24 protein-coding genes and 1 tRNA gene are annotated in these 24,978 nt (G+C 61.9%); 8 read left to right on the top strand and 17 right to left on the bottom strand.

The annotated features are described in order from the left end of the window. Positions 1–127: 127 nt before the first annotated feature. From ACR1XV_RS14720 to clpB, 6 genes are all read right to left on the bottom strand, one after another. Positions 128–496, bottom strand: coding sequence for a hypothetical protein (locus ACR1XV_RS14720; protein WP_480532616.1), 369 nt, complete (start codon positions 494–496; stop codon positions 128–130). Continuing rightward, complete coding sequence (locus tag ACR1XV_RS14725) at positions 493–1,137, bottom strand: adenylate kinase (RefSeq protein WP_480532618.1); 645 nt, start codon at positions 1,135–1,137, stop codon at positions 493–495. Before ACR1XV_RS14725 ends, ACR1XV_RS14720 begins: the two co-directional genes overlap by 4 nt. Continuing rightward, complete coding sequence (gene secY / locus ACR1XV_RS14730) at positions 1,134–2,498, bottom strand: preprotein translocase subunit SecY (RefSeq protein WP_480532620.1); 1,365 nt, start codon at positions 2,496–2,498, stop codon at positions 1,134–1,136. Before secY ends, ACR1XV_RS14725 begins: the two co-directional genes overlap by 4 nt. Positions 2,499–2,607: 109 nt before the next feature. Next, a complete protein-coding gene (gene rplO, locus ACR1XV_RS14735) occupies positions 2,608–3,081 on the bottom strand; it encodes a 50S ribosomal protein L15 (RefSeq protein WP_480532622.1) in 474 nt (157 codons plus the stop codon). Between the two features lie 216 nt (positions 3,082–3,297). Further along, positions 3,298–3,513, bottom strand: a complete 216-nt coding sequence (locus ACR1XV_RS14740) for a DUF1127 domain-containing protein (RefSeq protein ID WP_480532624.1) — start codon at positions 3,511–3,513, stop codon at positions 3,298–3,300. 419 nt (positions 3,514–3,932) lie between these two features. Next, the gene (gene clpB, locus ACR1XV_RS14745) at positions 3,933–6,551 is read right to left on the bottom strand and encodes an ATP-dependent chaperone ClpB (protein ID WP_480532626.1); all 2,619 of its coding nucleotides are present in this window, start codon (positions 6,549–6,551) and stop codon (positions 3,933–3,935) included. 206 nt (positions 6,552–6,757) lie between these two features. Between clpB and ACR1XV_RS14750 the strand changes: the two genes are divergently transcribed. Continuing rightward, complete coding sequence (locus tag ACR1XV_RS14750; RefSeq protein WP_480532628.1) at positions 6,758–7,324, top strand: isopropylmalate isomerase; 567 nt, start codon at positions 6,758–6,760, stop codon at positions 7,322–7,324. Here ACR1XV_RS14750 and ACR1XV_RS14755 read toward each other — a convergent pair. Continuing rightward, positions 7,321–7,641 (bottom strand): hypothetical protein, encoded by a 321-nt coding sequence (locus ACR1XV_RS14755; protein WP_480532630.1) that lies wholly within the window; start codon positions 7,639–7,641, stop codon positions 7,321–7,323. The genes ACR1XV_RS14750 and ACR1XV_RS14755 overlap by 4 nt on opposite strands. A gap of 136 nt (positions 7,642–7,777) precedes the next feature. Between ACR1XV_RS14755 and pyrF the strand changes: the two genes are divergently transcribed. Both pyrF and ACR1XV_RS14765 read left to right on the top strand, forming a co-directional pair. Beyond that, positions 7,778–8,482 (top strand): orotidine-5'-phosphate decarboxylase, encoded by a 705-nt coding sequence (gene pyrF, locus ACR1XV_RS14760; protein WP_480532632.1) that lies wholly within the window; start codon positions 7,778–7,780, stop codon positions 8,480–8,482. A gap of 351 nt (positions 8,483–8,833) precedes the next feature. Beyond that, positions 8,834–10,087, top strand: coding sequence for a DNA polymerase IV (locus ACR1XV_RS14765; RefSeq protein ID WP_480532634.1), 1,254 nt, complete (start codon positions 8,834–8,836; stop codon positions 10,085–10,087). An 11-nt stretch (positions 10,088–10,098) separates the two neighbouring features. Here the strand turns inward: ACR1XV_RS14765 and ACR1XV_RS14770 are convergent, their stop codons facing one another. Next, the gene (locus ACR1XV_RS14770) at positions 10,099–10,962 is read right to left on the bottom strand and encodes an N-formylglutamate amidohydrolase (protein ID WP_480532636.1); all 864 of its coding nucleotides are present in this window, start codon (positions 10,960–10,962) and stop codon (positions 10,099–10,101) included. Positions 10,963–11,112: 150 nt separating this feature from the next. Here ACR1XV_RS14770 and ACR1XV_RS14775 point away from each other — a divergent pair. Next, a tRNA-Val gene (locus ACR1XV_RS14775) sits at positions 11,113–11,187 on the top strand. A 91-nt stretch (positions 11,188–11,278) separates the two neighbouring features. Then, positions 11,279–11,404, top strand: a complete 126-nt coding sequence (ykgO, locus tag ACR1XV_RS14780; protein WP_068338904.1) for a type B 50S ribosomal protein L36 — start codon at positions 11,279–11,281, stop codon at positions 11,402–11,404. Between the two features lie 66 nt (positions 11,405–11,470). Here the strand turns inward: ykgO and ACR1XV_RS14785 are convergent, their stop codons facing one another. After that, positions 11,471–11,968 carry a ClbS/DfsB family four-helix bundle protein gene (locus tag ACR1XV_RS14785; RefSeq protein ID WP_480532638.1) on the bottom strand — a complete coding sequence of 166 codons (498 nt, stop codon included), beginning with the start codon at positions 11,966–11,968 and terminating at the stop codon, positions 11,471–11,473. A 271-nt stretch (positions 11,969–12,239) separates the two neighbouring features. On the opposite strand from ACR1XV_RS14785, the gene ACR1XV_RS14790 reads away from it, so the two are divergent. From ACR1XV_RS14790 to ACR1XV_RS14800, 3 genes are all read left to right on the top strand, one after another. Next, the gene (locus ACR1XV_RS14790; protein ID WP_480532640.1) at positions 12,240–13,256 is read left to right on the top strand and encodes an extracellular solute-binding protein; all 1,017 of its coding nucleotides are present in this window, start codon (positions 12,240–12,242) and stop codon (positions 13,254–13,256) included. 120 nt (positions 13,257–13,376) lie between these two features. Further along, on the top strand, positions 13,377–13,931 hold the full coding sequence (locus ACR1XV_RS14795) for a helix-turn-helix domain-containing protein (RefSeq protein ID WP_480532642.1): 555 nt from the start codon (positions 13,377–13,379) through the stop codon (positions 13,929–13,931). Beyond that, positions 13,928–14,446 (top strand): N-acetyltransferase family protein, encoded by a 519-nt coding sequence (locus tag ACR1XV_RS14800; protein WP_480532644.1) that lies wholly within the window; start codon positions 13,928–13,930, stop codon positions 14,444–14,446. The genes ACR1XV_RS14795 and ACR1XV_RS14800 overlap by 4 nt, the downstream gene beginning before the upstream one ends. Here ACR1XV_RS14800 and ACR1XV_RS14805 read toward each other — a convergent pair. The 8 genes from ACR1XV_RS14805 to ACR1XV_RS14840 form a co-directional block, all read right to left on the bottom strand. Continuing rightward, positions 14,443–15,168 carry a response regulator gene (locus tag ACR1XV_RS14805; RefSeq protein WP_480532646.1) on the bottom strand — a complete coding sequence of 242 codons (726 nt, stop codon included), beginning with the start codon at positions 15,166–15,168 and terminating at the stop codon, positions 14,443–14,445. The genes ACR1XV_RS14800 and ACR1XV_RS14805 overlap by 4 nt on opposite strands. A 105-nt stretch (positions 15,169–15,273) precedes the next feature. Beyond that, entirely contained in the window at positions 15,274–16,518 is a 1,245-nt protein-coding gene (locus tag ACR1XV_RS14810; protein WP_480532648.1) for a molybdopterin molybdotransferase MoeA, read from the bottom strand. Beyond that, a complete protein-coding gene (locus tag ACR1XV_RS14815) occupies positions 16,511–16,996 on the bottom strand; it encodes a plastocyanin/azurin family copper-binding protein (protein WP_480522035.1) in 486 nt (161 codons plus the stop codon). Before ACR1XV_RS14815 ends, ACR1XV_RS14810 begins: the two co-directional genes overlap by 8 nt. Before the next feature lie 15 nt (positions 16,997–17,011). Then, positions 17,012–19,219, bottom strand: a complete 2,208-nt coding sequence (locus ACR1XV_RS14820) for a HEAT repeat domain-containing protein (protein ID WP_480532650.1) — start codon at positions 19,217–19,219, stop codon at positions 17,012–17,014. A 144-nt stretch (positions 19,220–19,363) separates the two neighbouring features. After that, on the bottom strand, positions 19,364–22,045 hold the full coding sequence (locus tag ACR1XV_RS14825) for an arsenate reductase (azurin) large subunit (RefSeq protein WP_480532652.1): 2,682 nt from the start codon (positions 22,043–22,045) through the stop codon (positions 19,364–19,366). A 13-nt stretch (positions 22,046–22,058) separates the two neighbouring features. After that, entirely contained in the window at positions 22,059–22,628 is a 570-nt protein-coding gene (locus ACR1XV_RS14830; protein ID WP_480532654.1) for an arsenate reductase (azurin) small subunit, read from the bottom strand. Positions 22,629–22,633: 5 nt separating this feature from the next. Then, positions 22,634–23,818: a cytochrome-c peroxidase gene (locus ACR1XV_RS14835; protein ID WP_480532656.1), complete on the bottom strand. Its 1,185-nt coding sequence runs from the start codon at positions 23,816–23,818 to the stop codon at positions 22,634–22,636. Between the two features lie 11 nt (positions 23,819–23,829). Next, positions 23,830–24,936 (bottom strand): cytochrome-c peroxidase, encoded by a 1,107-nt coding sequence (locus ACR1XV_RS14840; protein ID WP_480532658.1) that lies wholly within the window; start codon positions 24,934–24,936, stop codon positions 23,830–23,832. Positions 24,937–24,978 lie beyond the last annotated feature (42 nt).

The raw sequence follows: 24,978 nt of genomic DNA on the forward strand, positions 1-24,978 counted from the left end.
CAGAGGGTCCAGCATTATTCGAGGTGGTCGGGGCGGTTGGGACGAATCCCGCACGCGGTCTTGATTCCCTTTAGGGATGGGGGTCGATATGGGCTTTTGGCGCTGGCGTCAAGGACAATTGATCGCTTCACTCGTCTTCGAGTTCTGCAATGTCGAACTTGGTGCCTTTGACCTGAAAAATCCGTAGCCCATATTGTGAAAACTCGGCTTCGATTTCCCGCTTCTTTTCTTCGATGGGTTTCCAGATAACTCGGACAAGTAACAAGAAGATAACGAGGTATGCTCCCCAATAGCTCAATGACGCAAACGAAAAATCGCTAAAAGAATGCGGAGCTGCAAACCACTCAAATAAGAGTGCTGCTGTTGGGAAGCACACAAGAAAGCCCACCACCAGAACAGTTATGCAAGTTCGCCGCTCGGACCGTAGGAGATCGCCGTACCGTTTGCATGATTCAGAAAGTCGCTCCGGCACGGCAACTTTAGCGCTTTCGTTCAACCCAGCACAGCCTCAATCGACGCCGTGACCTCTTTGATATCCGCCAGCCCGTTGACGGGGCGCAGATCACCTTTGGCGTAGTAATAGCCAATCAGCGGAGAGGTCTTCTTGTAGTATTCCATCAGCCGCGTGCGCAGGCTGTCTTCGTTGTCATCGGCGCGACGGGTGAAGTCGTTTTCCTTGCCGCAATTGGTGCATTTGCCGTCGGCCGGGATCGGCTTGGTGTTGTCGTTATAGACCTCACCACAGCCGCCGCAGGTCGACCGCGCGGTGATCCGGTCGACCAGTGCGTCGTCATCCACCCGCATCTCGATCACCGTATGCAGGGACTGGCCCAGCTTGGTCAGCAGGGCGGCCAGCGCATCGGCCTGTGCCAGCGTGCGGGGGAAACCGTCAAAGATGAAGCCCGCGCCGGTTTCCGAGGTCAGCTTCTCTTCGATCAGGCCGATCACGATTTCATCCGTGACCAGTTGACCCTTTGCCATCACCTCGGCCACGCGGTTGCCCATCTCGGTGCCGCTGGTCTTGGCGGCGCGCAGCATGTCTCCGGTGCTGAGCTGCACCATACCGCGGGTGTCAACCAGATGCCGCGCCTGCGTACCTTTGCCTGCCCCCGGGGGGCCGAGAAGAATGATGTTCATCGACGGGTCGGTGCCTTTCTGCCGCGTTTCTTGCTTTTGCCGCGCAGCTGGGACTTTTCGATCAGCCCCTCATATTGATGCGCCAGCAGATGGCTCTGGACCTGTTGGATCGTGTCCATGGTCACCGAGACGATAATCAGCACCGACGTGCCGCCGAAATAGAACGGGATGGCAAACTGGCCCCGCAGAATTTCCGGCAGCAGGCAGACGGCGGCCAGATAGGCCGAGCCCAGAACCAGCACGCGGTTGACCACGTATTCCAGATACTCGGCGGTTTTCTTGCCGGGGCGGATGCCCGGTACAAAACCGTTCTGCTTTTTCAGGTTGTCCGCCACATCGTCCGGTTTGAACGACACGTTGAACGTGTAGAAATAGGCGAAGAACACGATCATCGAGGCGAAGAACAGCAGGTACAGCGGCTGTCCGGGGCCAAAATTGGCCAGCAGCCACGACATGATCGGGCCGTTGGTCGCCCCCGACGAAAAGGTCGAGATCGTCACCGGCAGCAGCAGTAGCGAGCTGGCAAAGATCGCCGGGATAACGCCCGCGGGGTTGACCTTGACCGGCAGGTGGCTGGAGCCGCCTTCGTAGACTTTCATCCCGGCCTGACGGCGCGGGTACTGGATATGGATCTTGCGCAAGGCCCGTTCCATGAACACCACGAAGGTGATCACGGCGATGACCATGATGATCACACCTACGATCACGGCGGGGCTGATCGCACCGCTGCGGCCGCTTGCGAAGAACTGCGCCAGCGCGGCCGGAACCTCGGCGATGATGCCTACGAAGATGATCAGAGAGATACCGTTGCCGATGCCGCGCGCGGTGATCTGTTCACCCAGCCACATCAGGAACATGGTGCCGCCGACCAACGTGATCATGGTCGACATACGGAAGAACAGGCCCGGATCGGTGGCCAGATCGCCCGATTCCAGCGAAACGGCCAGACCATAGGCCTGTACGGTGGCCAAGGCCACGGTGCCGAAACGGGTGTATTGGTTGATCTTCTTGCGCCCCTGCTCACCCTCTTTCTTGAGCTGTTCGAGCGCGGGAACCATCGAGGTCAGCAGCTGCACGATGATCGAGGCCGAGATGTAGGGCATGATACCAAGGGCAAAGATACCCATCCGCCCCAGCGCCCCGCCGGTGAACATCGACACCATGCCGCCGATGCCCTGCCCCGCTTGTTCCATGAACTCACGCAGGGCCTGCCCGTCAATGCCCGGCACCGGAATGAAGGTGCCCAGACGATAGACGATCAGCAAGGCCAGCGTGAACAGGATGCGGTTGCGCAGATCGGTGGCTTTACCAAGGGCAGCCCAGCTTGTGTTGGCTGCCATTTGTTCTGCTGCTGATACCATAAATCGGTCTCTCTTATGCAAACACCGCCCGGAACCGTTTTCCGGCTCGGGCGGCGTCTTGGAAAACTCTGAGGTCTATGTAAGCGGGTCGGAGCCCGCTCACAAGCGCTTACTCTGCCGCAGCAGCTTTTGTGACCGTCAGCGAACCGCCCGCTTTTTCGACTGCCTCAACAGCAGCTTTCGAAGCACCGGTCACTTCCAGGTTCACTTTGGCGCTGATTTCGCCCTTGGCCAGCACGCGGACACCGTCCAGCTTGCGACGCACCAGACCGGAGGCAACCAGTGCATCCTCGGTGATCGCAGCTTTGGCGTCCAGCTTGCCGGCGTCGACGAATTTCTGGATCAGGCCCAGGTTGATAACGGCAAACGCCTTGCGGTTCGGCTTGTTGAAGCCACGCTTGGGCAGACGTTGGTACAGCGGCATCTGGCCGCCTTCGTAACCGTTGATGGCCACACCCGAACGGGATTTCTGGCCTTTGATACCACGGCCACCCATTTTACCCTTGCCCGAGCCGGGACCACGGCCAACGCGGGTCCGTTTCGGTGCAGCGCCGGGATTGTCGCGCAGTTCATTCAGTTTCATGTCGCTTCTCCTTCGCCGGAAATGACCCCGAAGCGTGATGGGTCAGACACGGCATTTCTTGGTTTTGATTCTCGTGGCGCGATGCCACCGGAGCGCGATACAGCGTTCCGGCCGCAGTTGCAAGTTTTGTCTGGCCAGCGCGCCCGACCCCTGCCCTGCAACGCAAAAGAGACGCCCCGGGGGCGCCTCTTTTCTCACCAGTCAAACGGGTTTGTCTTACGAGCCGTAGACATGCACGCGCGCGATGTCGGCGATGTCGCAGCGGCGGACACCGATATCGTTGAGTTCGCGGTCGTTCAGGCTCTGCAGTTCGGCATAGGTGTGGCTGTATTGCGCCCGCAGAGCGTTGGCCTCTTTGATCCGCGCAACAAGGTTTGCAAACCGTTCGCCGAGAGAGAGACCACTATGTGTCAGTGTAGCTGTATGTGCCATATCTTTGATCCTTTCTGTGCCAGAGCGCATTCCCCGGCATTTCCATTGTGTTCCTTCTTGGGACAGGGTTCAGATAGACCTTCGTGGTAACGCTAACAATACGGGTTTCGGTCTGGCCGCTATGCGTTTGGGGCATGGCAAATGGCTCTTAACGCTGGTTCATCGCCTCTCTGCCCCAAGGAACGTTTCCATGGGCGGTAGCTACTCTATGGGCCGTAGCCACGTCGCCCGACTGAACGCCGGGGACGCGGTATCGCCTACGTATTACAGAGACTGTTTCTCGGGAATATTCTGACCATCAGTTGGCCGAGCTCCAAATTCGCGCAGATTGGAGATAGAGTTTATGAGAAGCCCGGCCCGACCCGCCTGCTGGAAAACAAAGACCCGCCGGGTTGGCGGGTCTTATTCAGGCTTGCGTGTTAGTGCACCACCGCATCGTCCGGGCGGGGGCGGTCGGACGTGCCCAGCCGGTCGCCGATGATCAGGCCTTCGGCCCCGGCGGTGACGGGAACGGTCTCGCCATCCTTGATCTCACCCCCCAGCAGCGCCTCGGCCAGAGGGTTCTGCAGCGCGCGCTGGATTACGCGTTTCAGCGGACGGGCACCGAAGACCGGGTCATAGCCTTCGTTGGCCAGCCACTCCTTGGCACCATCATCCAAAGCCAGTTCGATCTTGCGGGCGGCCAGACGTTTTTGCAGACGCGCCATCTGGATATCGACGATGCCATCCATATCGGCCCGCTTGAGCCGGTCGAAGATGATGGTTTCGTCCAGACGGTTCAGGAATTCGGGCCGGAAATGGGCCCGGACCGCATCCATCACGTCCCGCCGCGCCTGCGCGCTGTCCGCGCCTTCGGGCAGTTGGCTGAGCGCCTGAGAGCCGAGGTTCGACGTCAGGATGATCAGCGTCTGTTTGAAGTCCACGGTGCGGCCCTGACCGTCGGTCAGAACGCCATCGTCGAGAACCTGCAGCAGCACGTTGAACACATCCGGGTGCGCCTTTTCAACCTCGTCAAACAGCACGACCTGATAGGGTCTGCGCCGCACGGCTTCGGTCAGCACACCGCCTTCGTCATAGCCGACATAGCCCGGAGGGGCCCCGATCAGGCGGGCGACCGCGTGTTTCTCCATGAACTCAGACATATCGATGCGCACCATAGCGTTGTCGTCGTCGAACAGGAAGTTCGCCACGGCCTTGGTCAGCTCAGTTTTCCCCACGCCGGTGGGCCCGAGGAACAGGAACGATCCCAGCGGGCGGTTCTCATCGTTGAGACCTGCGCGGGCACGGCGCACGGCGTTGGCGACGGCGGTCACTGCTGCATCCTGACCGATCACGCGGGAATGCAGATCGTCTTCCATCCGCAGCAGTTTCTCGCGCTCACCTTCCAGCATTTTCGAGGTCGGGATACCGGTCCAGCGTTCGACCACGGAGGCGATCTGCTCCGGACGCACCGTTTCCTCGGCCATCATGGCGTTGCTTTCGGCGTTTTCGGCTTCGGTCAGCTTTTTCTCAAGCTCGGGGATGACGCCGTAAGACAGCTCACCTGCTTTCGCGAGGTTGCCTTCACGCTTGGCGATCTCCAGATCGGCACGCGCCTTGTCGAGCTGTTCTTTCAGATCACGCGCACCGGCCAGCTTGTCGCGTTCGGCCTGCCACTGGGCGGTCATCTCGGCGGATTGCTCTTGCAGGTCGGCCAGATCCTTTTGCAAGGTTTCCAGACGATCCTTCGAGGCCGCATCATCTTCCAGCTTCAGCGCTTCTTCCTCGATCTGCATCTGCAGGATCTGGCGGTCCAATTGATCGAGTTCCTCGGGCTTGGAGTCCACTTCCATCCGCAAACGCGACGCGGCTTCGTCGACCAAATCGATGGCTTTGTCGGGCAGGAAGCGGTCGGTGATATAGCGGTGCGACAGCGTCGCCGCCGAGACCAGCGCCGAATCCGAGATGCGCACACCGTGGTGCAACTCGTATTTTTCCTTGATGCCGCGCAGGATGCTGATCGTGTCCTCGACCGTAGGCTCAGCCACGACAACGGGCTGGAACCGGCGCGCGAGGGCCGCGTCTTTTTCCACGTATTTGCGATACTCATCCAGCGTGGTCGCGCCGATACAATGCAACTCACCCCGGGCAAGCGCGGGTTTGATCAGGTTGGCGGCATCCATCGCGCCGTCGGATTTACCGGCACCGACCAGCGTGTGCATCTCATCGATGAAAAGTATGATCTCACCGGCGGCCTCGGTCACTTCGGTCAGAACGGCCTTGAGGCGTTCCTCGAACTCACCGCGGTATTTCGCGCCAGCGATCAGCGCACCCATGTCGAGCGCGAGCAGCTTCTTGTCTCTCAGCGATTCCGGCACGTCACCGTTAATGATCCGCAGGGCCATACCCTCGGCAATCGCGGTTTTACCAACGCCGGGTTCCCCGATCAGAACCGGGTTGTTCTTGGTGCGACGCGACAGAACCTGCATCGAGCGGCGGATTTCTTCGTCCCGTCCGATGATCGGGTCGATCTTACCTTCAGCCGCAGCCTCGGTCAGGTCCCGCGCGTATTTCTTGAGCGCGTCATAGCCTTCCTCCGCCGACGCGGTGTCAGCGGTACGGCCCTTGCGGATATCGTTGATCGCTTCGTTCAGTTTCTGCGCGGATACTGCCCCGGCCTCCAGAGCGTCCTTGGCTTTGGATTTCACCATGCACAGCGCCATCAGCACCCGTTCGACCGGCACAAAGCTGTCGCCCGCCTTGGTGGCAATCTTGGTGGCCTCGTCCAGAACCTTGGCGGTCTGGCCGTCCATGTAGATCTGGCTGGCATCGCCGCTGACTTTCGGGATCTTGCCCATGGCGGCATCCAGCGCCTCGACCACGCGGTTGGGCGCGCCGCCCGCGCGGGTGATCAGGTTGCTAGCCAGCCCCTGATCGTCATCCATCAATGCCTTGAGTATATGTGTGGGCTCCAGCCGCTGGTGCCCTTCGCGCAGCGCAATGGTCTGCGCCGCCTGCACGAAACCCCGTGCCCGCTCAGTGAACTTGTTCAAGTCCATAGTGTTCTCCTTCTATAAGCGCCCTGTTGTGATGCGCCCGCTTGGCGGCGCGCGTCGGTCTGGGCCTCACATTCAATTTGGGTAATATCGGCGTGTATTCAAGACTGTGCGGTCACAATAGCACAACCGCCATTCCGCCCTTGCAATATCGCCGCGATTTGCCACAAACCGATGAGATCGAACCGGTTTTCTAAGGCTGTTTTGCGATGATCTCAGTTGACGACCTGCGCCGCTGCGTGGCGGACCAGTGGTCGCCCGTCATTGGCGACCCCAGCGTGATGGGGTGGTTGACGGTAGTGGCCTATGGGGTCGCGGCGGTTTTGTGTTTCCGGGCGGCGCGCGCGCCCTGGGGCCGCACGGTGCGCTGGTTCTGGTTGCTGCTGTCGCTGTTGCTGGTGGCGCTGATGGTCAACAAGCAGCTTGATCTGCAATCGGCGCTGACCACCGCAGGGCGCTGCCTGTCGCGGATGCAGGGCTGGTACGAGGATCGGCGGGTGGTGCAGTTGGGCTTTATTCTGGCGGTGATGGCCTCGGGGCTGCTGGTCGCGGTGATGAGCCTGTGGGCGTTGCGCCACCATCTGGGTCAGGTCGGCGTGGCGCTGATCGGGTTCATCCTGCTGATCTGCTTTGTGCTCATCCGCGCAGCCGGGTTCCACCAGTTCGACGCGCTGCTGCGGGCCGAAATCCTGTCGGTTCGCATCAACTGGTTGTTGGAGCTGTCGGGCATCGCCCTGATTGCGCTGAATGCCGCGTGGGTTGCCCGGCGAGTTTAGCCGCGTGGGATGGAATAGACGGAATAGCCTCCGGTCTCGGCCATCTTTCGAGCGTTATACATCTCGACCAGCGATTGCTCGGCGCTGCTGCCGGTGGGGCACGAAACCAGATCGGCGGTGTGATCCAGGAAATCGATGGTAAAGGCGCTTTCGCCGGTCAGCTGGCACCAGTCGTCCTCGGACCGGTAACCGCCCGACAGCGGCAGGTTGTCGTTGGTCGGGGCCGGGGCGGCGCCTGTTTCCGGCGGATCGCTTTGGGGGGCGTCCTCGCAGGCGGCCAGCATCAGGGCAGCGCCGATCACAAATATCTTCTTCATCACTGTGTCCCTTGTTTTGAATGCCGCCAACATAACATAGCGGCGGAAATTATGCGTGACCTGCGTCACCCAGATGGACAGAGCACGCGGAACCCGTTAGGACGCAGACGTTTGCCAAAAAACAGGAGCTTTCCCCATGTCCGATGATCGCCTGATCGTAGCCCTTGATGTTCCCAACGCCCTGCAGGGGCTAGCCATGGCCGAGCGGCTGGGGGATGCCGTATCCTTCTACAAGATCGGGCTGGGGATGCTGACGGGCGGCGGGCTGGCTTTGGCCAACGAGCTGAAACAGGATCACGGCAAGCGCATCTTTCTGGACATGAAGCTGTTCGATATCGGCAACACGGTGGAAAACGCCGTGCGCGGGTTGGCGCAGTTCGATCTGGATTTCCTGACCGTGCATGGCGACCCGCATGTGGTGCGCGCGGCCAAGGAAGGGGCTGCGGGCAAGGACCTGAAGATTCTGGCGGTGACCATCCTGACCTCGCTGAACCGCGACGATCTGGATGCCAGCCTGCTGAAAGCGGGCGACGTACAGGAGCTGGTGGTCGAACGCGCGGCAAAGGCGTTCGAGGCCGGGGCCGATGGCGTCATTGCCAGCCCGCAAGAGGCCGCACTGATCCGCGCCCTGCCTCAGGCCGAGGGCCGTCTGATCGTCACCCCCGGCGTGCGCCCGGCGGGCGCGGCCCTGGGCGATCAGAAACGCGTGGCAACCCCGGCCAGCGCCATCGGCGACGGCGCGGACCATATCGTCGTGGGCCGCCCGATCTATCAGGCCACCGACCCGAAGGCCGCCGCCGAGGCAGTTCTGAACGAGTTAAATTCTTTGACACGGGCCTGATCGGCCACCGGGAATCGGCCAATTTCACAGCAGAAGTGGGTTGCAAGCAGTTGACCTTGGGTCAATTTTCACGATTTCCGCGCCAAATTGCCCCTGTGCCCGAAAATACACATGAAATATGCGAGTTCCGCGGCACCGCGCTTGCGCCTATCCAGAGCGATGATTTTGCGCGAGTCTTGGGGCAAGACACTCCCCAACGGGCCGTCTCTTCCTGAGGTCCGTTACCTTCCCCCCCGCCGATGCGGGGGGTTTTCTTGTCAAAAAACCGCGCCCTGCCCTGCCCCGTTTGTGGCGCAGGCCCTGAGGTTGATATAAGACGAGCATTGAACCGAACCGAAAGCGGGAAACGGAATGCCGGGTCTTTGCCGGGACTGCCTGACCATCCTGAATGATGAACGGCGCTGCCCGTCCTGCGGCAGCCCGCGGGTGAAATCGCATCCCGAACTGTTTGATCTGACCATCGCGCATATGGATTGCGATGCGTTCTATGCTTCGGTCGAAAAGCGTGACAATCCCGATCTGGCGGACAAGCCGGTGATCATCGGCGGCGGCAAGCGCGGCGTGGTGTCGACGGCTTGTTATGTGGCGCGCATCCGGGGCGTGCGCTCGGCCATGCCGATGTTCAAGGCGCTGGCCTTGTGTCCCGACGCGGTGGTGATCCGACCGCGCATGTCGGTTTATGCCAGCGTCTCACGCGAGATCCGGGCGATGATGGATGAGCTGACACCGGATGTGGAGCCGCTGTCGCTGGACGAGGCGTTCATGGACCTGTCGGGCACCCAGCGCCTGCACGGCGCGCCGCCTGCGGTGATGCTGGCGCGGCTGGTGAAACGGATGAAGGATGAGCTGGGGCTGACCGGCTCGATCGGGCTGAGTCATAACAAGTTTCTGGCCAAAGTGGCCTCGGATCTGGATAAGCCGCGCGGGTTTTCGGTGATCGGTCAGGCCGAGACGGCAGAGTTTCTGCGGGGCAAGCCGGTACGCCTGATCTGGGGGATCGGCCCCGCGGCGCAGGAAACGCTGGAGCGGGCGGGGATTCGCACCTTCAGCGACCTGCTGCGCTGGGATCAGGAGGCGCTGACGGCGCGGTTCGGCTCGATGGGCTACCGGCTGTGGCATCTGGCGCGGGGGCAGGACAAACGGCGTGTCTCGGCCCATACGCCGATGAAATCGATCAGCAACGAGACCACGTTTTTCGAGGATACCGCCAGCACCGATGTACTGGACGGGCATATCTGGCGCCTGGCCGAGAAGGTGGCCGACCGGGCCAAGGCCCGCGGGCTGGCCGGGCGGGTGGTGACGCTGAAACTGAAGCGAGCCAATCACAAGATCATCACGCGACGGGTGTCGTTGCGCGATGCGACGCAGATTGCCGACCGGATTTACCGCACCGCGCGCAACCTGTTCGATCAGGTGGGGGATCAGGGGCCCTATCGCCTGCTGGGCTGTGGCTTGTCCGATCTGTGCCCCGAGGATCAGGCCGATATCTCGGGTGATCTGCTGGACCCCGGCGCGTCGCAGCGGTCGCAGGCGGAACGCGCTACCGATGAAATCCGGCGGCGGTTCGGGACGGATGCGATCGTGAAGGGGCGCGCGCTGCGCTGATCTATTCTGATCTATTCGGCGGCCAACTGCTGCGGCTCGGACCCGATGGCGGCGATATCCGCCGTCACCTGCGCCAGCAGATCGCGGAAGGCCTGAAAGTTGCCATTGGGCTGGATTGTGTCCTCGTCCATGTAAAGCGAACGGTCGATCTCGATCTGGATGGCGTGCTGATGGCGGGCGGGGCGGCCATAGGTCTGGGTCACATAAGCCCCGGCAAAAGGCGTGTTGCGCACCACGTTCAGGCCTGCGGCGGCAAAGGCCGCTTCGACCTGATCCACGATCACCCCCGAGGCTGAGGCCCCGAACCGGTCACCCAGCACGATCTCGGGCCGCGCGCTGCGGGCCATCGAGACCGCCTCGTGCGGCATCGAGTGGCAATCGATCAGGATCGCCTGCCCGAACGCCTCATGCGATTCGGCGAGCAGGGATTTGAGCCGCTGATGATAGGGCCGCCAATAGGTGTCGATGCGCAGCCGCGCCTCGTCCATGGTCAGCTTGCCGTTATAGATCGCGCGCCCGTTGGCCACGACGCGGGGAATGACACCCAGACCCGAGGCAACGCGCGGGTTGTGCCCATAGCGGCGCGCCCCGGCGATCAGCGCCGGGTCCAGCTCGTCTGCGCTGCGGTTGAGGTCCAGATAGGCGCGTGGCATGGCGGCCGCCAGCAGCGGTGCGCCGAAGGTCGACACAGAATCAAACAGCTGATCGACATAGGCATCCTCGGAGGACCGAATCGCGCTGCGGCTGAGAACCGACCGCTGAAGCAGCGACGCGGGATAGGTCCGGCCGCTATGGGGCGAGGCAAACACCACGCAGGACGTGCGCCTTGCGGGCATGTCCAGTATATAGGCGGTGTTGGACGCGGGCTTGGGCATGGGCTCTCCGTTCGTTGGTATTGAACATAGACCGGAAAATAGTTCTTCCAAACCCCTTGATCCCCCCAACGACTCCTTTTATAGACCCCGCTACCGGCGCGGGGTTCCGCGCCCCATTTCGTTGTGGGGTTCGTCTTGCGTCGGTTTCATGGGCGGTTAGCTCAGCGGTAGAGCACTTCGTTGACATCGAAGGGGTCACAAGTTCGATCCTTGTACCGCCCACCATGAATTCACTGTTCCGGTTCTCCGGGACACCCGAGAAACCCAGGCGCTGGCCACGTCTTTGATGAAGGCGCCGCAGATTGGAGACAGACCCATGAAGGTCAGGAACTCGCTCCGCTCGCTCAAGAACCGGCACCGTGATTGCCGGGTTGTGCGTCGCAAAGGCCGCGTCTACGTGATCAACAAGACGCAGCGCAAGTTCAAAGCGCGCCAGGGCTGAGATCAGCCCATACCGATTAGAAAACCGCGCCTTCGGGTGCGGTTTTTTTGTGCGTGGCAGGCCGCCCTATCCGGTTTCGCTGCGAATGGCCGACCGCAGGTATTTCGAGGCAGAGCGGAAATGGCTGGGCCCCGCCGCTTCGGCCCAGCGTCCCGGGGTCCAGGCGTTATTGGCCCCTTTCATGGGGCCGCCGTAAAGGTCATGCTCGGACCGGGTTTCCATGAAATCCATCAGCTTGCGGTAGGTCTGGTCCAGAAACCCCACCGCCTCGGGCCAGCCCATGTCGGACTGTCGCTGCCGCAGATCGGCGTTATAGCGTTTAAGGTCATTCCATTTGTAGCCTTGGGCAGGGAAATGCACCGTCTTGCCCTGCTGCCCGTCGTGGTACCAACCCAGAAACAGGTCGATCCAATGAGCCCGGTGCGCGATGACATCCTTGATCGAGGTGTCCTCGTCGCGCTTTTTCAGGGCGGTGGCCTGATCCAGACTTTCGATGAGATCCGCCAGCTTGTCGTATTCCTTGCGGGTGATGGCGATCAGGTCCGATTTCGTCTGCGCTGGCATATCCGTGCCTCCCTTTCCCGGGCCCAATCTTAATCCGCACCAGCACACAGGGTCATTGCGATACGTCAAAATCAGCGCGACGGGGCCGCCGGGGACCTGAAACTTTGAAAGTTTCAGGGGCGGTTTCTTTTCAAGAAACCGGTCTGGGCTGCGGCAGCGACGTTTTGACCAACTAAATTTGTCGGAATTGCTTGCATCCCGTGGAGAATCGTTTAATTGACCAAATCAGTCGGGTTACAACCCGCAGCGTATTCTAATGTTGGGACACATCATGCTGAAATCCTCTACCTGCATCGCCGCCGCCCTGACGGCCCTGATCGCCACCTCGGCCGCTGCCGAGGGTGAGCTGAACCTCTATTCCTCGCGCCACTACGACACCGACGAGCGGCTGTATTCAGATTTCGAAGAGGCCACCGGCATCACCATCAACCGCATCGAAGGCAAGGCCGACGAGCTGATCGCGCGGATGGAAGCCGAGGGTGCGAACTCGCCCGCCGACATCCTGCTGACCGTCGATACCTCGCGTCTGGCGCGGGCCAAGAACGCGGGCATCCTGCAGCCGATCGACAGCGCGCTTCTGGAAGAACGTATCCCCGCCAACCTGCAGGACGAAGACAACCAATGGTACGGATTCTCGCAGCGCGCGCGGATCATCTTCTTTGACAAGGCCGACGTGGCGAACCCGCCCGCGACCTATCTGGATCTGGCCAAGCCCGAATACAAAGATCTGGTCTGCATCCGTTCGTCCAGCAACACCTATAACCAGACGCTGCTGGCCTCGATCATCACCAATCACGGCGCCGAAGCCGCCAAGACCTGGGCCGAGGGCGTGGTCGCAAACATGGCACGTGATCCGCAGGGCGGTGACACCGATCAGTTGCGCGGCATCGTGTCGGGGGAATGTGAGATCGCCGTCTCGAACTCGTACTACTTCGCCCGCGCGCTGCGCAAAGACGTCAAAGGCCTGAGCGCTGAGATCGACATGATCGGTGTGCAGTTCCCGGCGCAGGATGCCGAGGGCGCGCATATGAACCTGTCGGGGGCCGGCGTTGCAGCCAATGCGCCGAACAAGGACAACGCGGTCAAGTTCCTGGAGTATCTGGCCAGCGATCAGGCGCAGGTCTATTTCTCGAACGGCAATGACGAATTCCCCGCCGTCGAGGGGGTGGCGCTGGCGGAAAATGTCGCCTCGCTGGGGGCCTTCAAAGCCGATGAGGTGAACCTGTCCGAGGTCGCAAAGAACATCCCCGAGGCGCAGAAAATCTTTAACGAGGTGGGCTGGAAGTAAGCTCCACCCCCTTTCGGGTAGTCGAAAGAGCGCGGCGCAGGCTGCGCTCTTTTTTCATTTGCAGATATCTTTTTCGCGCGCCATAATCCCATATATGAGCATGATTCCCATATATGATCCATGTTAGATGATCTGTCACACCGCCTTGCGGCGCGGCTGAATGAGCTGCGGCAGGGCCGCGGCTGGTCGTTGGAACAGCTGGCCGAGCACAGCGGCATCAGCCGGGCGACCCTGTCGCGGATGGAGAAGGGCGAGGTCAGCCCGACGGCAGAAACGCTGGGCCGGTTATGTGCCGTCTACGGCCTGCCCATGTCACGCCTGCTGATGATGGTCGAGGACAGTTTCGATCCGCGCGTGCCCTTCGAACGCCAACCCGAATGGCGCGACCCCGAGACGGGCTTTACCCGCCGGTCGGTCTCGCCCCCTGCGGCCGGGCTGAGCGGTGAAGTCATGGAAGGCCACCTGCCCCCGGGCACCGTGATCAGCTATGACACGCCGCCCAAGCCGGGGCAGGAGCATCATCTGATCCTGCTGGATGGGGGGCTGACGCTGACCGTGGACGGCACCGAACACGTGCTAAGCGGCGGCGATTGCCTGCGCTATCACCTGTCTGGTCCGACGCGGTTCGAGACCGGGCCCGCGCGCGGGGCGCGGTATTTGCTGGTGCTGATATGATCACGCGCCTGAGCCCGGCCTTTTTCGAGGGCGCGCTGGATGATCTGACCGAGATCCTGCATGCCTGCGTCCACACCGGGGCCAGCGTCGGGTTCATCCTGCCATTTCCGCAAAGCGATGCCCGCGCCTATTGGCAGGATCGCGTGGGTCCCGATCTGCAGGCCGGGGCGCTGGATATGTTCGTAGCTTATGGCGAAGGTCGCATTCAGGGCACCGTGCAACTGATCCCCGCCGCCATGCCGAACCAGCCGCATCGCGCGGATGTGGCCAAGTTGCTGGTCCATCCCGACGCCCGCCGTCGCGGGTTGGGTCGGGCGCTGATGGGCGCGCTCGAGGCGCGCGCCAAGGCGCGGGGGCGCACCATGCTGGTGCTGGACACGCGCAGCAGCGACCCCTCGCGCCTGCTGTACCAATCGCTGGGGTTTGAGATTGCCGGAGAGATTCCAAACTATTGCCGCAACCCGTTTGACGACCGGCTGGAGCCTACGACGTATATGTATAAGGACCTGACCTAGCCACCCGTCTTGCGCACATTGGCGGCAAAGCAATAGCCAATGCCGTGGACCGTCTTAATGAAGGTTGGGGCGGCGGGGTCGGGCTCGATCTTCTTGCGCAGGCGGGCGACGTGGACGTCGATGGTGCGGTCACCGACGATGGTTTCACGCCCCCGGGCCTTGTCCAGCAGCTGATCGCGGGAAAACACCATATGCGGGTTGGTGACAAAGGCCTGCAGTACGTCGAACTCGGTGGTGGTCAGGGGCGTCGCTTCTTCGGCCCCGGTCGCAGTCAGGGTGCGTTCGTTCACATTCAGCACCCAGTCGCCGAAGATGATTAGGGGCATCTCGGCCCCGTTGACGGGTTTGTCCTCGGGGCGGGCGCGGCGCAGGACGGTGCGGATGCGGGCCAACACCTCGCGCGCCTCGAAGGGTTTGGTGATATAGTCATCGGCCCCGAATTCCAGCCCGACGACGCGGTCGAAAATCTCATCCCGACCCGACAGCACGATGATGGGTATGTTCGAACTGACCCGGAGTTCGCGCGTGATGTCGAACCCGTTGCGCCCCGGCAGGCCGATATCCAGCAGGATCAGATCAACCTCTTCCCGCGCAAGCACCGCATCCATGGCGGTGCCGTCCGCTGCACAGGTCACCTGACAGCCCTGCTTTTCCAGATAGCGTTGCAGGAACGAGGTGATCTGTGGGTCGTCATCGACAACAAGGATATGTTCTTTGATCATAGGCACTTCCGGGCGGGCATGTTGGGCTGGCGCGGGGTATTTGTAGCCGCAGGCTCTTTGATCTTGCAAGAACGAGACCGAAGGGGACATCGGATCGTGATCCGCTCAGAACCGCAGGAAGTCCAGCGCGTGACCCGCCGGCAGTTCTTCCGTTTCCGCCGGGATCACCGCCAGACCATCGGCTTGCGCCAGCAATGCAACACGCCCGCTATACGAGGCCGCCATCAGGCGCAGCCGGGGCGTGCCATCCGGCGCAGTCCCTTCGATACGCACGGGGCGGAACTCCTGCCGTCCGGCGCGGCGTTCCAGCGGCTCGGCCAGCACGGCATGTTCCGGGGTGCGATGGACGCGGTGCAAACCTGCGCGGCGGGCCATCATCTGCGATCCGATAATCTGCCATGTGACGTAGGCTGAGACCGGGTTTCCGGGCAGCCCCACGTAAAGCGCATCGCCGCGGCGGCCGAACATGATCGGCTTACCCGGTTTCATGGCAACCTTCATCACATCGACCTCGCCGCCGATCTCCGCAAAGAGGCGCGGCATGTGATCTTCGTCGCCGACCGAGACGCCGCCGGTGGTGATGATCAGATCGGACGTCTCGCAGGCTTCGCGCAGGACCTGTTCCAGAAGGGCGGGACTGTCCACAACGGGGCCACGGTCGGTCAGGTCGATCCACGGCTTGTCCAGCAAGGCCAGCAGCATGTAGCGGTTCGAGTTGTAGATCTGGCCCGGGCCGAGGTCTTCGCCGGGCTGACGCAGTTCGGAACCGGTCGAGAAGATGGTGACCTTGAGCTTGCGGTAGACTTTGACTTCTCCGTATCCCGACGAAGCCAGCGCGGCGGCTTCGCGCGCGGTGATCTCGCAACCACGCCGCAGGATGGGCGCGCCAGCCTGCAGGTCCTCGCCCGCGCGGCGGATATGCTGGCCGGGTTTGGGGCGGCGGCTGAAGCGGATGCGATCCGAGGTCGCGTCACAGTCTTCCTGCATCAGCACCGCATCGAATTCGGGCGGCACCGGCGCGCCGGTGAAGATGCGCAGGGCGCTGCCTTGGGGCGCGTCATGTGCGCCGCTGTCTCCGGCGGCAATGCGCCCGGCGACGGGCAGTTCGAACAATGGCCCCTCGCCCAAATCGGCGGTTCGGAGCACGTAGCCGTCCATCGCCGAATTGTCGAAGGCGGGCATGTCGACCTTGCTGGAGCAATCCTCGGCCAATACCCGACCGATGGCCTGCGTCAGCGGCAGCGTTTCGGTGTCCGTGAGGGGGTCAGCAACGGACAGCCCGCGCCGCAGCGCGTCGTCAACGGTCAGGTACATATGGGCGTGGCGGTCGCAGGCGCATCCATCAGCCATTTTGGGCCTCCATATAGGCGAAGAGTTCTTCGAAACCGGCCTGCTCGGCCTCACCCAGCTTGGGCAGGTAGGCCTTGGCCTCTTCGAGGTTCGAGCTGGGGTCGCCAACGACCAGCAGCATCACCATGCCGTGGCGGCCATGCACACGGCAGCGGATGCCGTAGACGCCCTCTTTCTCGAAGGTCAGGTCCATCTCGGGCTTGCCGCGAATCTCGAAACTGCGCGCACCGACGGGGATCATGCGGGTGATGGCGGTCACCGTATGCCGCCCGGTCGAGCCCTTGAAGCGCACGGTTGCGCCTGCAGGGACCTGCAGGAACTTGGGTTCGAACCGGAACGCATGGGCCGGGGTATCGGCGTTGAGGTCGATGATCTGATGCACCACCGCGACCTCAGGCAGGTCGTCGGCCTGTGCGGCGGGGCCAAAGGCCATCGCCCCCGCCAGGATCGCCGCAGTCAGTTTCAGCGATATGTTCATCTGTCCCTCCGGGGTTCACGCCGCCCGGGAGTCGGTCCCCAGCAGGTCGGCCAATGCACTGATCATCACCGGCCATTGCGCGCGGCGGTCTTCGTCGCGCAGTTCGGTCAGCAATTGGCGGCCAATGGACACCACCGCAGGCGCGCTGTCATTGACATAGGTCACGATCCGCTGCTCGGGGTTGGCCAGCAGGAAGGGCACGATGGCGGCACCGGCCTGATCGGGCGCGGTTTCCGACAACAGCCGCATCGCCGCCTGCCGCACAGGGGCCGAGACGTCATCCAGCAGGCTGCGTGCGACATCCGGCGTGTCGTCCCAGCGGGTCAGGATCTGCATGGCGTCGATGCGGAAGGCGGTATCGCCGGTTTTCACCATCGCCCGCAGCTTGCCGCGCAGGCTGTCCTGCGGCGGCAGATCAGCCTGTTGCAGCAGTTTCAGCGCCTGCAGCGAGAGGCTTGAGTCGGTGTGCGACAGGCCCTTGGTAATCAGGTCCACCAGTTGGTCGTGCTCCAGTTCCACACCGTTACGCGTGACTGCAGCGGCCAGTGCCGAGAAGCCCTGTTGCGCGATCTCGGTCTCGGGGTCCTGCGCAATCTGGGCCAGCATGATCTGCATCCCCGGCACCTCGCCCAGCAGGCGAATGGCGGAGAGACGGGTTTCCCGCTCCAGCGCTTCGGCATTGTCGTCCAGCGCGACGCGGCGGCGTTTGGGGTGGCGGGTCGCCTTGGCCAGCAGCGCCTGTTCGCGCGGGGTCAGGGGTAGGACCTCATCCTCCTCGGCCTCCTGCGTCATCTCGGCGGCGATGGCATCGTGACCGAGGATCGCGCCGAGGCTTGAGGTCGGGCCGTTCTCGCCGCCCTCCGAGACGTCCAGCCCGGCCTCTTCCAGCGCGGCGATGTCGGTTTGCGGGGTCTCTGCTTCGGGGGTTTCCTCGGCGGTCACAGGCATGGGGGCCAGCGCGAAGGACAGCAGTAATTCGCGGCCCTGTTGCTGGTTCACATGCGGACGGTTCGTATCGGTGACGATCATCGCCAGCGAGGCCACGGCCTTGAGCCGCACCGACCGGAACGGCGCGCGGCAGGCGCGTTGCAGCCATTCTGCCGCCTCGCGCAGGGGCGAGGTCGCCAGCGCGTCGACAATGGCCCATTGGATGCGCTCGGCCTTGAGGTCGTCCGCATCGACCGAAAACAGCGCGTTCAGGCGATCGGCCACCAAGTCCGGGGCCAGCGCCGCCAGCAGACCCAGTGCCTGCGCCGAGACCTCGGGCTGTTGGCCGGTGGCGAGGAAATCCAGTACCTGCCAACGCAGGTCTTCTTGATCCGTGATCGGCGTGTCGCGGTCCAGCCGGTCGAGCAGCGCCAGTTGCACCTTGGCACCGGGGTCGCGCATCATGCGATCCAGCAATTCGGGTTCAGAAAAGCCGGACTGGGTCAGGGCCGCGATGCGGATATCCTCGACCGCATCGGTCAGCGCCTGTTCGACCAACGCCGGATCGCCGGGCATCAGCGCCTCATAGGCGATCAGGCGCACGGCGCCGTCCTTGTCGGCGATGGCCTTGCGCAGGATCGCTTCGGCCTCGGCCCCGCCGATGGTGGCCAGCGTGCGCAGGGCGCGGTGGCGCAGGCGGCGGTTTTGGGATTGGGCGAACACGCCCAGCGTCGGCACGGCGGGCTGGCCGATCCGGCCCAGCGCCTCGCACGCCACATCGCCCAGCTCTTGCCCGTCTTCGTCCATCAGCGCCATGACGATGGGCTCAATGGCGGCAGCGTCGCCCATGCGACCCAGCGCCTTGATGGCTGCGATCTGGGTGTCCAGCCAGTCGTCCCATTCGTCCTGGTGCAGCTCGTCTTCATCCCATGTGATGTCCTCGCCGCGTCCGGTGACAAGGGTGCGCAGGTAGGGCGCGGCATCTTCGGACTTCAATTCGGCCAGAGCGGTCACGCAGGCCAGCTTCACCTCACCGCAGGGATCGTGGATCAGGTTTTCCAGCAGTTGCGGTGCTGCGTCCTGCACGCCCAGCGCGCCCAGCGCCTGCGCCGCGTCCTGACGGACGTCTTCGTCATCGTCCAGCAGCGCCTCGACCAGTGCGGGGCTGTTGGCGGCACCAATGGCGGTCAGGGCCTGAATGGCGCGCAAACGGACCACGTCATAGTCGGATTTCGCATATTCGGAAAACAGGCCAGCGGCCTCATCGCGCAGGGCGGTATCGGATTTCAGTGTCATATCGGGTCTGCCATGTTTTGCGTTGGGACAGGTTGGGTGAAAGTGGAAGGCAGGTTTCCCAACCGAAGCCTGCCTTCCATGTGGTCCCTTCTGCAGTGGGACCAGACCCGAGGGGCGGCATGGCGACCGCCCCCCGGAAAGACATCAGGCGATGTCGCGCGGCGCGAAGGACATCGTGCGGAACGAGGTCTTGTAGGGGCTCGGCCCCAGTTTCCGCAGCTTGGCAACGCCCATCTTGTAGTTGTAGTTGCCGCTGATCCAGTCGACGATCCGGCCCTCAAGCGCGTTCGCGGGCTGCTGCATGTGCAGGAAGTCCATGTAAACCACGCTTTTCTTGATGGCGGGCGTGACCATGGCCACGGCGGTGATCGCCGCTTTGGTCAGCTCGATATGCCCGTTCTCCATCAGTTTCGAGAACTGGAAGTCGTCGCCTTCCACACCCAGCAGCGTGGTCTTGTTGCCCGGAACGCGTTCCGAATAGACCATCACATAGTCGCCGCTTTCGATGCCACGCTCGGCCGCATCATCGGGGTGGATTTCAACCCAGTTTTCCGGCCAGCGCTGCACGATATACGGGCGGCGACGGTCGTCAAAGCCAGACTGCCAGCGTTCGTTGATCCGACCGGAGGTCGCCCACAACTCGCCTTCTTCCTTGTTGGGTTTCAGCCATTCCCAATAGTCCGAGAACAGATTCCAAGGCGATTTCTGGATGTTGCACTTGCCGGTCTGGCTGTTGAAATGCGTCAGCTTCTTGTTGAACACATCCGCGCCAGCCGCACCGGTATCGGGCAGTTCGCGGGTTGTGTCGTGCAGACGCTTGGTTTCAATCAGCGTGACCCCATCGGCATCCAGCATGACCGGGCATTGCACCCCATCGGTGCCGAACTCACGGACCTTCTGGTGCAGGGTCTTGCCTTCCTTCTTGGCCAGACGATGCACCGCGTGGAAGTCCTTGCGCGACCCGCGGGTAAAGCGCACGGCCTCTTCCGCGACCTCGTTCGAGTTCTGCCAATCGAACCCGTCAAAGCCCATCCGCTGTGCCAGTTGCGCAATGATCCACCAGTCGGGCTTGGCCGCACCGGGGGCATCATAAAACTTCTGGTACAGCCGCAGGCGGCGTTCGCCGTTGGCGCGCAAAAAGTCCTCTTCCCCCCAGGTCGCTGCGGGGAACACGATGTCGGCGTAACGGTTGCCGATCGGATCCTGTAGATAGATGTCCTGGTTGATCACCACCATACCGCCGCTGTCGGCACGGGCCTTCAGCGTGTCGATCATCTCTTGCTTGTCGAAGCTGGCGATCTGGTGCGGGTTGCGGACGGTCAGTTCCTCGAACTTATCGGCCAACTGCTGGCTGCCGCACATGGATTGGATCCATGTGGTGCCGATCACGTGTGCCATGCGGGTATGACCTGCGATCAGATACCGGTCGGTATCCATGGCACGGCGACGGCGACCGGGCAGTTTCTCGGGCGATTTGTTGCGCGGGTATTTCCCGCCCTTCACGCCGCCCCGCTGGTGCCCACCGGCCCGGCCAATGACCTGACCCGGACGACCGCCACAGCCACAGATGATGCCCAGAGCGGAAATCGCCTGCGTGTTGCCGGTGTTGTTGGACCAGTAGAACCCTTTCTCGATCATGACCGAGGTTTTGGGCCGTGTGCCATCCGCCTTGGGTTTGGCCAGCCATTCGGCGGCAGTATAGATTTTCTGCACGTCGATTTCGGCCATGGCGGCTGCGTTCTCGGGCGAGAACTCGTCCTGCGACAGCAGCCACTCTTTCCAGTCCTCAAACCCTGCAGTCTGGAACTTGCCCCAGGTCGTCCGCCACTGCCATGGCGTGTTCCGGGTGCCCTGACCAAAGCCGGACGAGCTCTCCCACTTGTTATTGACCCATTTCTTGATCCAGTCGCTGTCTTCCCAGCCATTTTCCACGATGACGCGGGCGATGGCGTTGACGACCAGCAGGTCGGTACCGGGCAGAACGTCGATATGCAGACCGCCCATCTTTTCTGCATGGGCCACACCAGCAGACCGGCGCGGGATCAGATAGATCTCTTTCTGGCCGTTCTGCATCCCCTTCATCATCCACTGGGTATAGAGGATGGTCTTGGTCTCATACGGGTCGGTGCCGCAAACCAGAAGGGTCTCCGCATCGCGCCAGTCTTCATACGACGGGCCAAAGTTGTCGAAACCTGCATCCCGGAAACCGGGCGTCGAGGTCACGTCGGACGGCGTGTCGTGGAAGGTGAAGTTCGCGGTGTTGATATGGCGCAGCGCGTATTTCGAGATCGCATAGGTGTTCTCGATATACTGATAGCTGAAGGTTTTCACGCCATAGGCATTGGTGCCGTGCTTGGCGATGACGTGGTTGCCCACCTCAGCCGCCACATCCAGAGCCAGATCCCACGGAACCGGCATCAGCGTGCCATAGATCCGCATCAACGGCGTCTTCAGACGGTCGCGTGTCGGTGTCTGCGGGTTATAGCATTTCTGCGCGATACACCCGCCCCGCAAGGAACTGTCGCCGTCAGTGTTGACGTATTGCGTGTCCTTGTCAGGAATGATCACCACGTGGTGCGGCTGACCTTTATGCAGAACGATATTGTGCTGGTTCGGCGCGACCCATGCACCCAAAGGTGCAACGGGGAAATCCTCGCCAAAGGCGTTTTCGTCCGCGGTGGGGCCACCGGGTTTGGCCGTCACGGGCCAGCGGTAGACTTTGTAACCACAGGCCACGATGCAGTAGTCGCAGGCGGTCGAGATGACCTCGGCCCCTTTGGGCGGCAGCGGGACGTTGGTTTCGGGTACGTAATACGGGGTTGCCATGATTCCGTTTCCCTTATGCAATGAGGTTGTCGTAACGGCCGTAGATCAGGCCGAACATGCCAACGGCGTAGATATCGTCACCGTCCAGTTCCAAAAGGACCTGCGGCAGCGACTGATAGGCCTGCCCCGAGACGAGGATGCCGTGCCGTGTCACGTCATAGGTGGACAGGTGCAGCGGGCACGGGCCCAGCACCTTATGTTCAGGCTTGTAGCTGTCATACATCGACCCGCCCTGATGGGTGCAGGTGAGGTTGAAGGCCACAACATCCTTTTGCGGACCAATGCCGCCGCCGCTTTCCACGCCGGTCTTGACCAGGATCGAGTCCGAATAGTCGCCCTCATCGGGGTAGTAGAACTCTACGGGCACATCCTGTTCCAGTTCGGACAGTTTGCCGATCAGCTTGCGCGGATAGGTCGATACTAATGCGGGCACCTGTTCGGCCTGACCGTGGCGGGTGGGCATGGCCACCATCACGGCAAAGGTTGTTGCGCCCGAGGCGAACAGGAACTGGCGGCGGTTCACGGTGCAGGCCTTCTTGGCCTCACCCGTACAACTGCATCCGGTTGCGTTATGATCTTTCATGACGCTTACTCCTCTGCTGCCGCGGGAAGCGGCTGGTAATCCGGCAGATCAGGTTCTTCGACCAGAATCTCGTCACCGGACAGGGATTTCAGGAAGGCCACCAGATCCGCCTTTTCCTGATCGTTCAGGCCAAGCGGCTGGATCAGTTGGGATTTGGTTGCTGCGAATTCATTCTCGCCGCCGCCCTGGTTGTAGAATTCCACTACGTCCTCAAGCGTCTCCAACATGCCGTTATGCATGTAGGGTTCGGTATAGAGGGTGTAGCGCAGGCTCGGCGTGCGGAACTTGCCCAGATCAGCCTTTTCCTTGGTGCGGAAATAGAAGCCGGGGTCGTCCTTGGTGTGGCGGTAGAAATCTTCGGTCGAGCCTTTGGAATAAAGCTCGTACCGGAAGGTGATCTGCGCCAGACCGTCATCTTCCCAGCCGCTATAGGGCGGAACGCCGGTGTTGTAGTATTTCTCATCCGACAACAGCGCGCCATTATGGCATTCGGAACATTGCGCCTTGCCGGTAAACAGCTCCAGCCCGCGTTTCTGTTCGTCGGTCAGCGCCGCATCATCCCCGCGCAGGTAGTTGTCGAAGGGCGTGTCGGTCTGAACGATGGTCCGTTCAAACGCGGCGATGGCCCGCCATGCGTTGCCGATGCGCGGCCACTGATCGCCGAAGACGTCGTTAAAGCGTTCGACATATTCGGGGACAAAGGCCAGACGGGCCTCCATCATGTCGGCCTCGCCGTTCCCGGCAACCGCACCACCTGCTGCGGACTTGGCCTGACTTTCGAGGCTTTTCGAAGAACCCGCCCAGAACAGTTTGCCGTAATAGGCCGAGTTCACAACCGTCTGGCTGTTGCGCCAGTGGGTCGTGCCGGGATAGCCGAACGAGATCGGCGCTTCGACGTCCCAGCCCACATCGGGCAGGTGACAGGCCGAGCAAGGCGTCGTCTCGTTCCCGCCCAGACGCGGATCGAAGAACAGCATTTTGCCCAGTTCGATCTTGGCCTCGGTCTGCGGGTTGTCCAGCGGGATGGGCGGCTCGCCCAGCGCCACCAGCGGCGCATCGGGGTCAGGATCTGCCCCGCCGATACCGGCCTCAATCGCGATACTGTCCGCAGCAAACGCTTGCGAACCGATGGCGGCAAACAAGGCAGCGGTGGCGATTGTGCCTGAAAGGTAAGACTTAAGGTCTTTCATGGGTCCACTCCTCAGTTTGTCGTTTCGCGCCAGTTTTCGATCGGCGCATAGTCCGTATCGATTTCCTCGGCGACGAAGTCAGGACCAGTCAGCGGCTCGCCGGACAGTGCCTTCAGGAAGGCCACCAGCTGTGCTTGTTCGGTCTCGTTGAGGCCAAGCGGCTTGATGCGCGGATCCTTGTTCTCATCATCACCGCCACCGGCGTTGTAGAAGGCCACCACGTCTTCGAGCGTTTCCATCGTGCCGTTGTGCATATACGGCGCGGTATAGGTCAGCTCGCGCAGCGTGGGGGTCATGAAGGTGCCGAAGGTGTCGGCGGTGTGGGTGCGGATATACGCTCCGGGATCGGCGCGCAGGTTCATGTAGTTCTCAACACCGAGGAACTTCATCATCGTCACGAAGGTGATGTGACGTGTCGGGTCCGCCCAGATGTCGGGATTGTCGCCAACGCCGATATTGTGCGGCAGGTCATCGGTGAACCGCTCGCCCGAGTGGCACGAATTACAGCCGCTGGCATTGAACAGCTCATAGCCTGCCTTGGCCTCGTCCGACATCTCGCCACTATCAAACGGAGCGCCCCGCGAGATCAGCGTTTTCAGATATTCCGGGATCGCGTTGCGGACACCGCCGTTCGACGGCTCGCCAAATCCGGCGGCTTCGAACATCTCGACATAGACCGGGTCCTGCTTGATGCGTTCCTGCATCAGACGCATGTCCATGTTCATGGAATAGGTCTCGGTGATGCTTTCGCGGGTCACGTCGTTGAGGTTGGTGCCTATGCGCCCGTCATGGAACCACGCGGCGCGCTTGGCGCTGTTGATCAGCGTCGGCACGTTGCGGAAATGCAGGTTGCCCGTATAGGCGTCCGACAGGGCCTGCCCGTCGGTGAACCCGTTCTCCGGCTGGTGGCAACTGGCACAAGCCAGCGCACCGTCGCCCGACAGTCGCGGATCAAAGAAAAGTCGTTTGCCAAGTGCCGCCTTGGCAGGGTCGAACTCAATGGCTTCTACCGGGCCCGGCTGCTCTGCCTGGGCCTGGTGAACCGGGAACGCAACGGCCATCGACAGCAATGAAACTGTCGACAGCGCCGAGAACCATGTTCTGGCTTTGGTTGTCATTTAAAAGCCCCTTTATCGCTAGTCCGGTCTTCGCGGCGTGGC

Source organism: Ruegeria sp. AD2(2025), assembly GCF_056542385.1.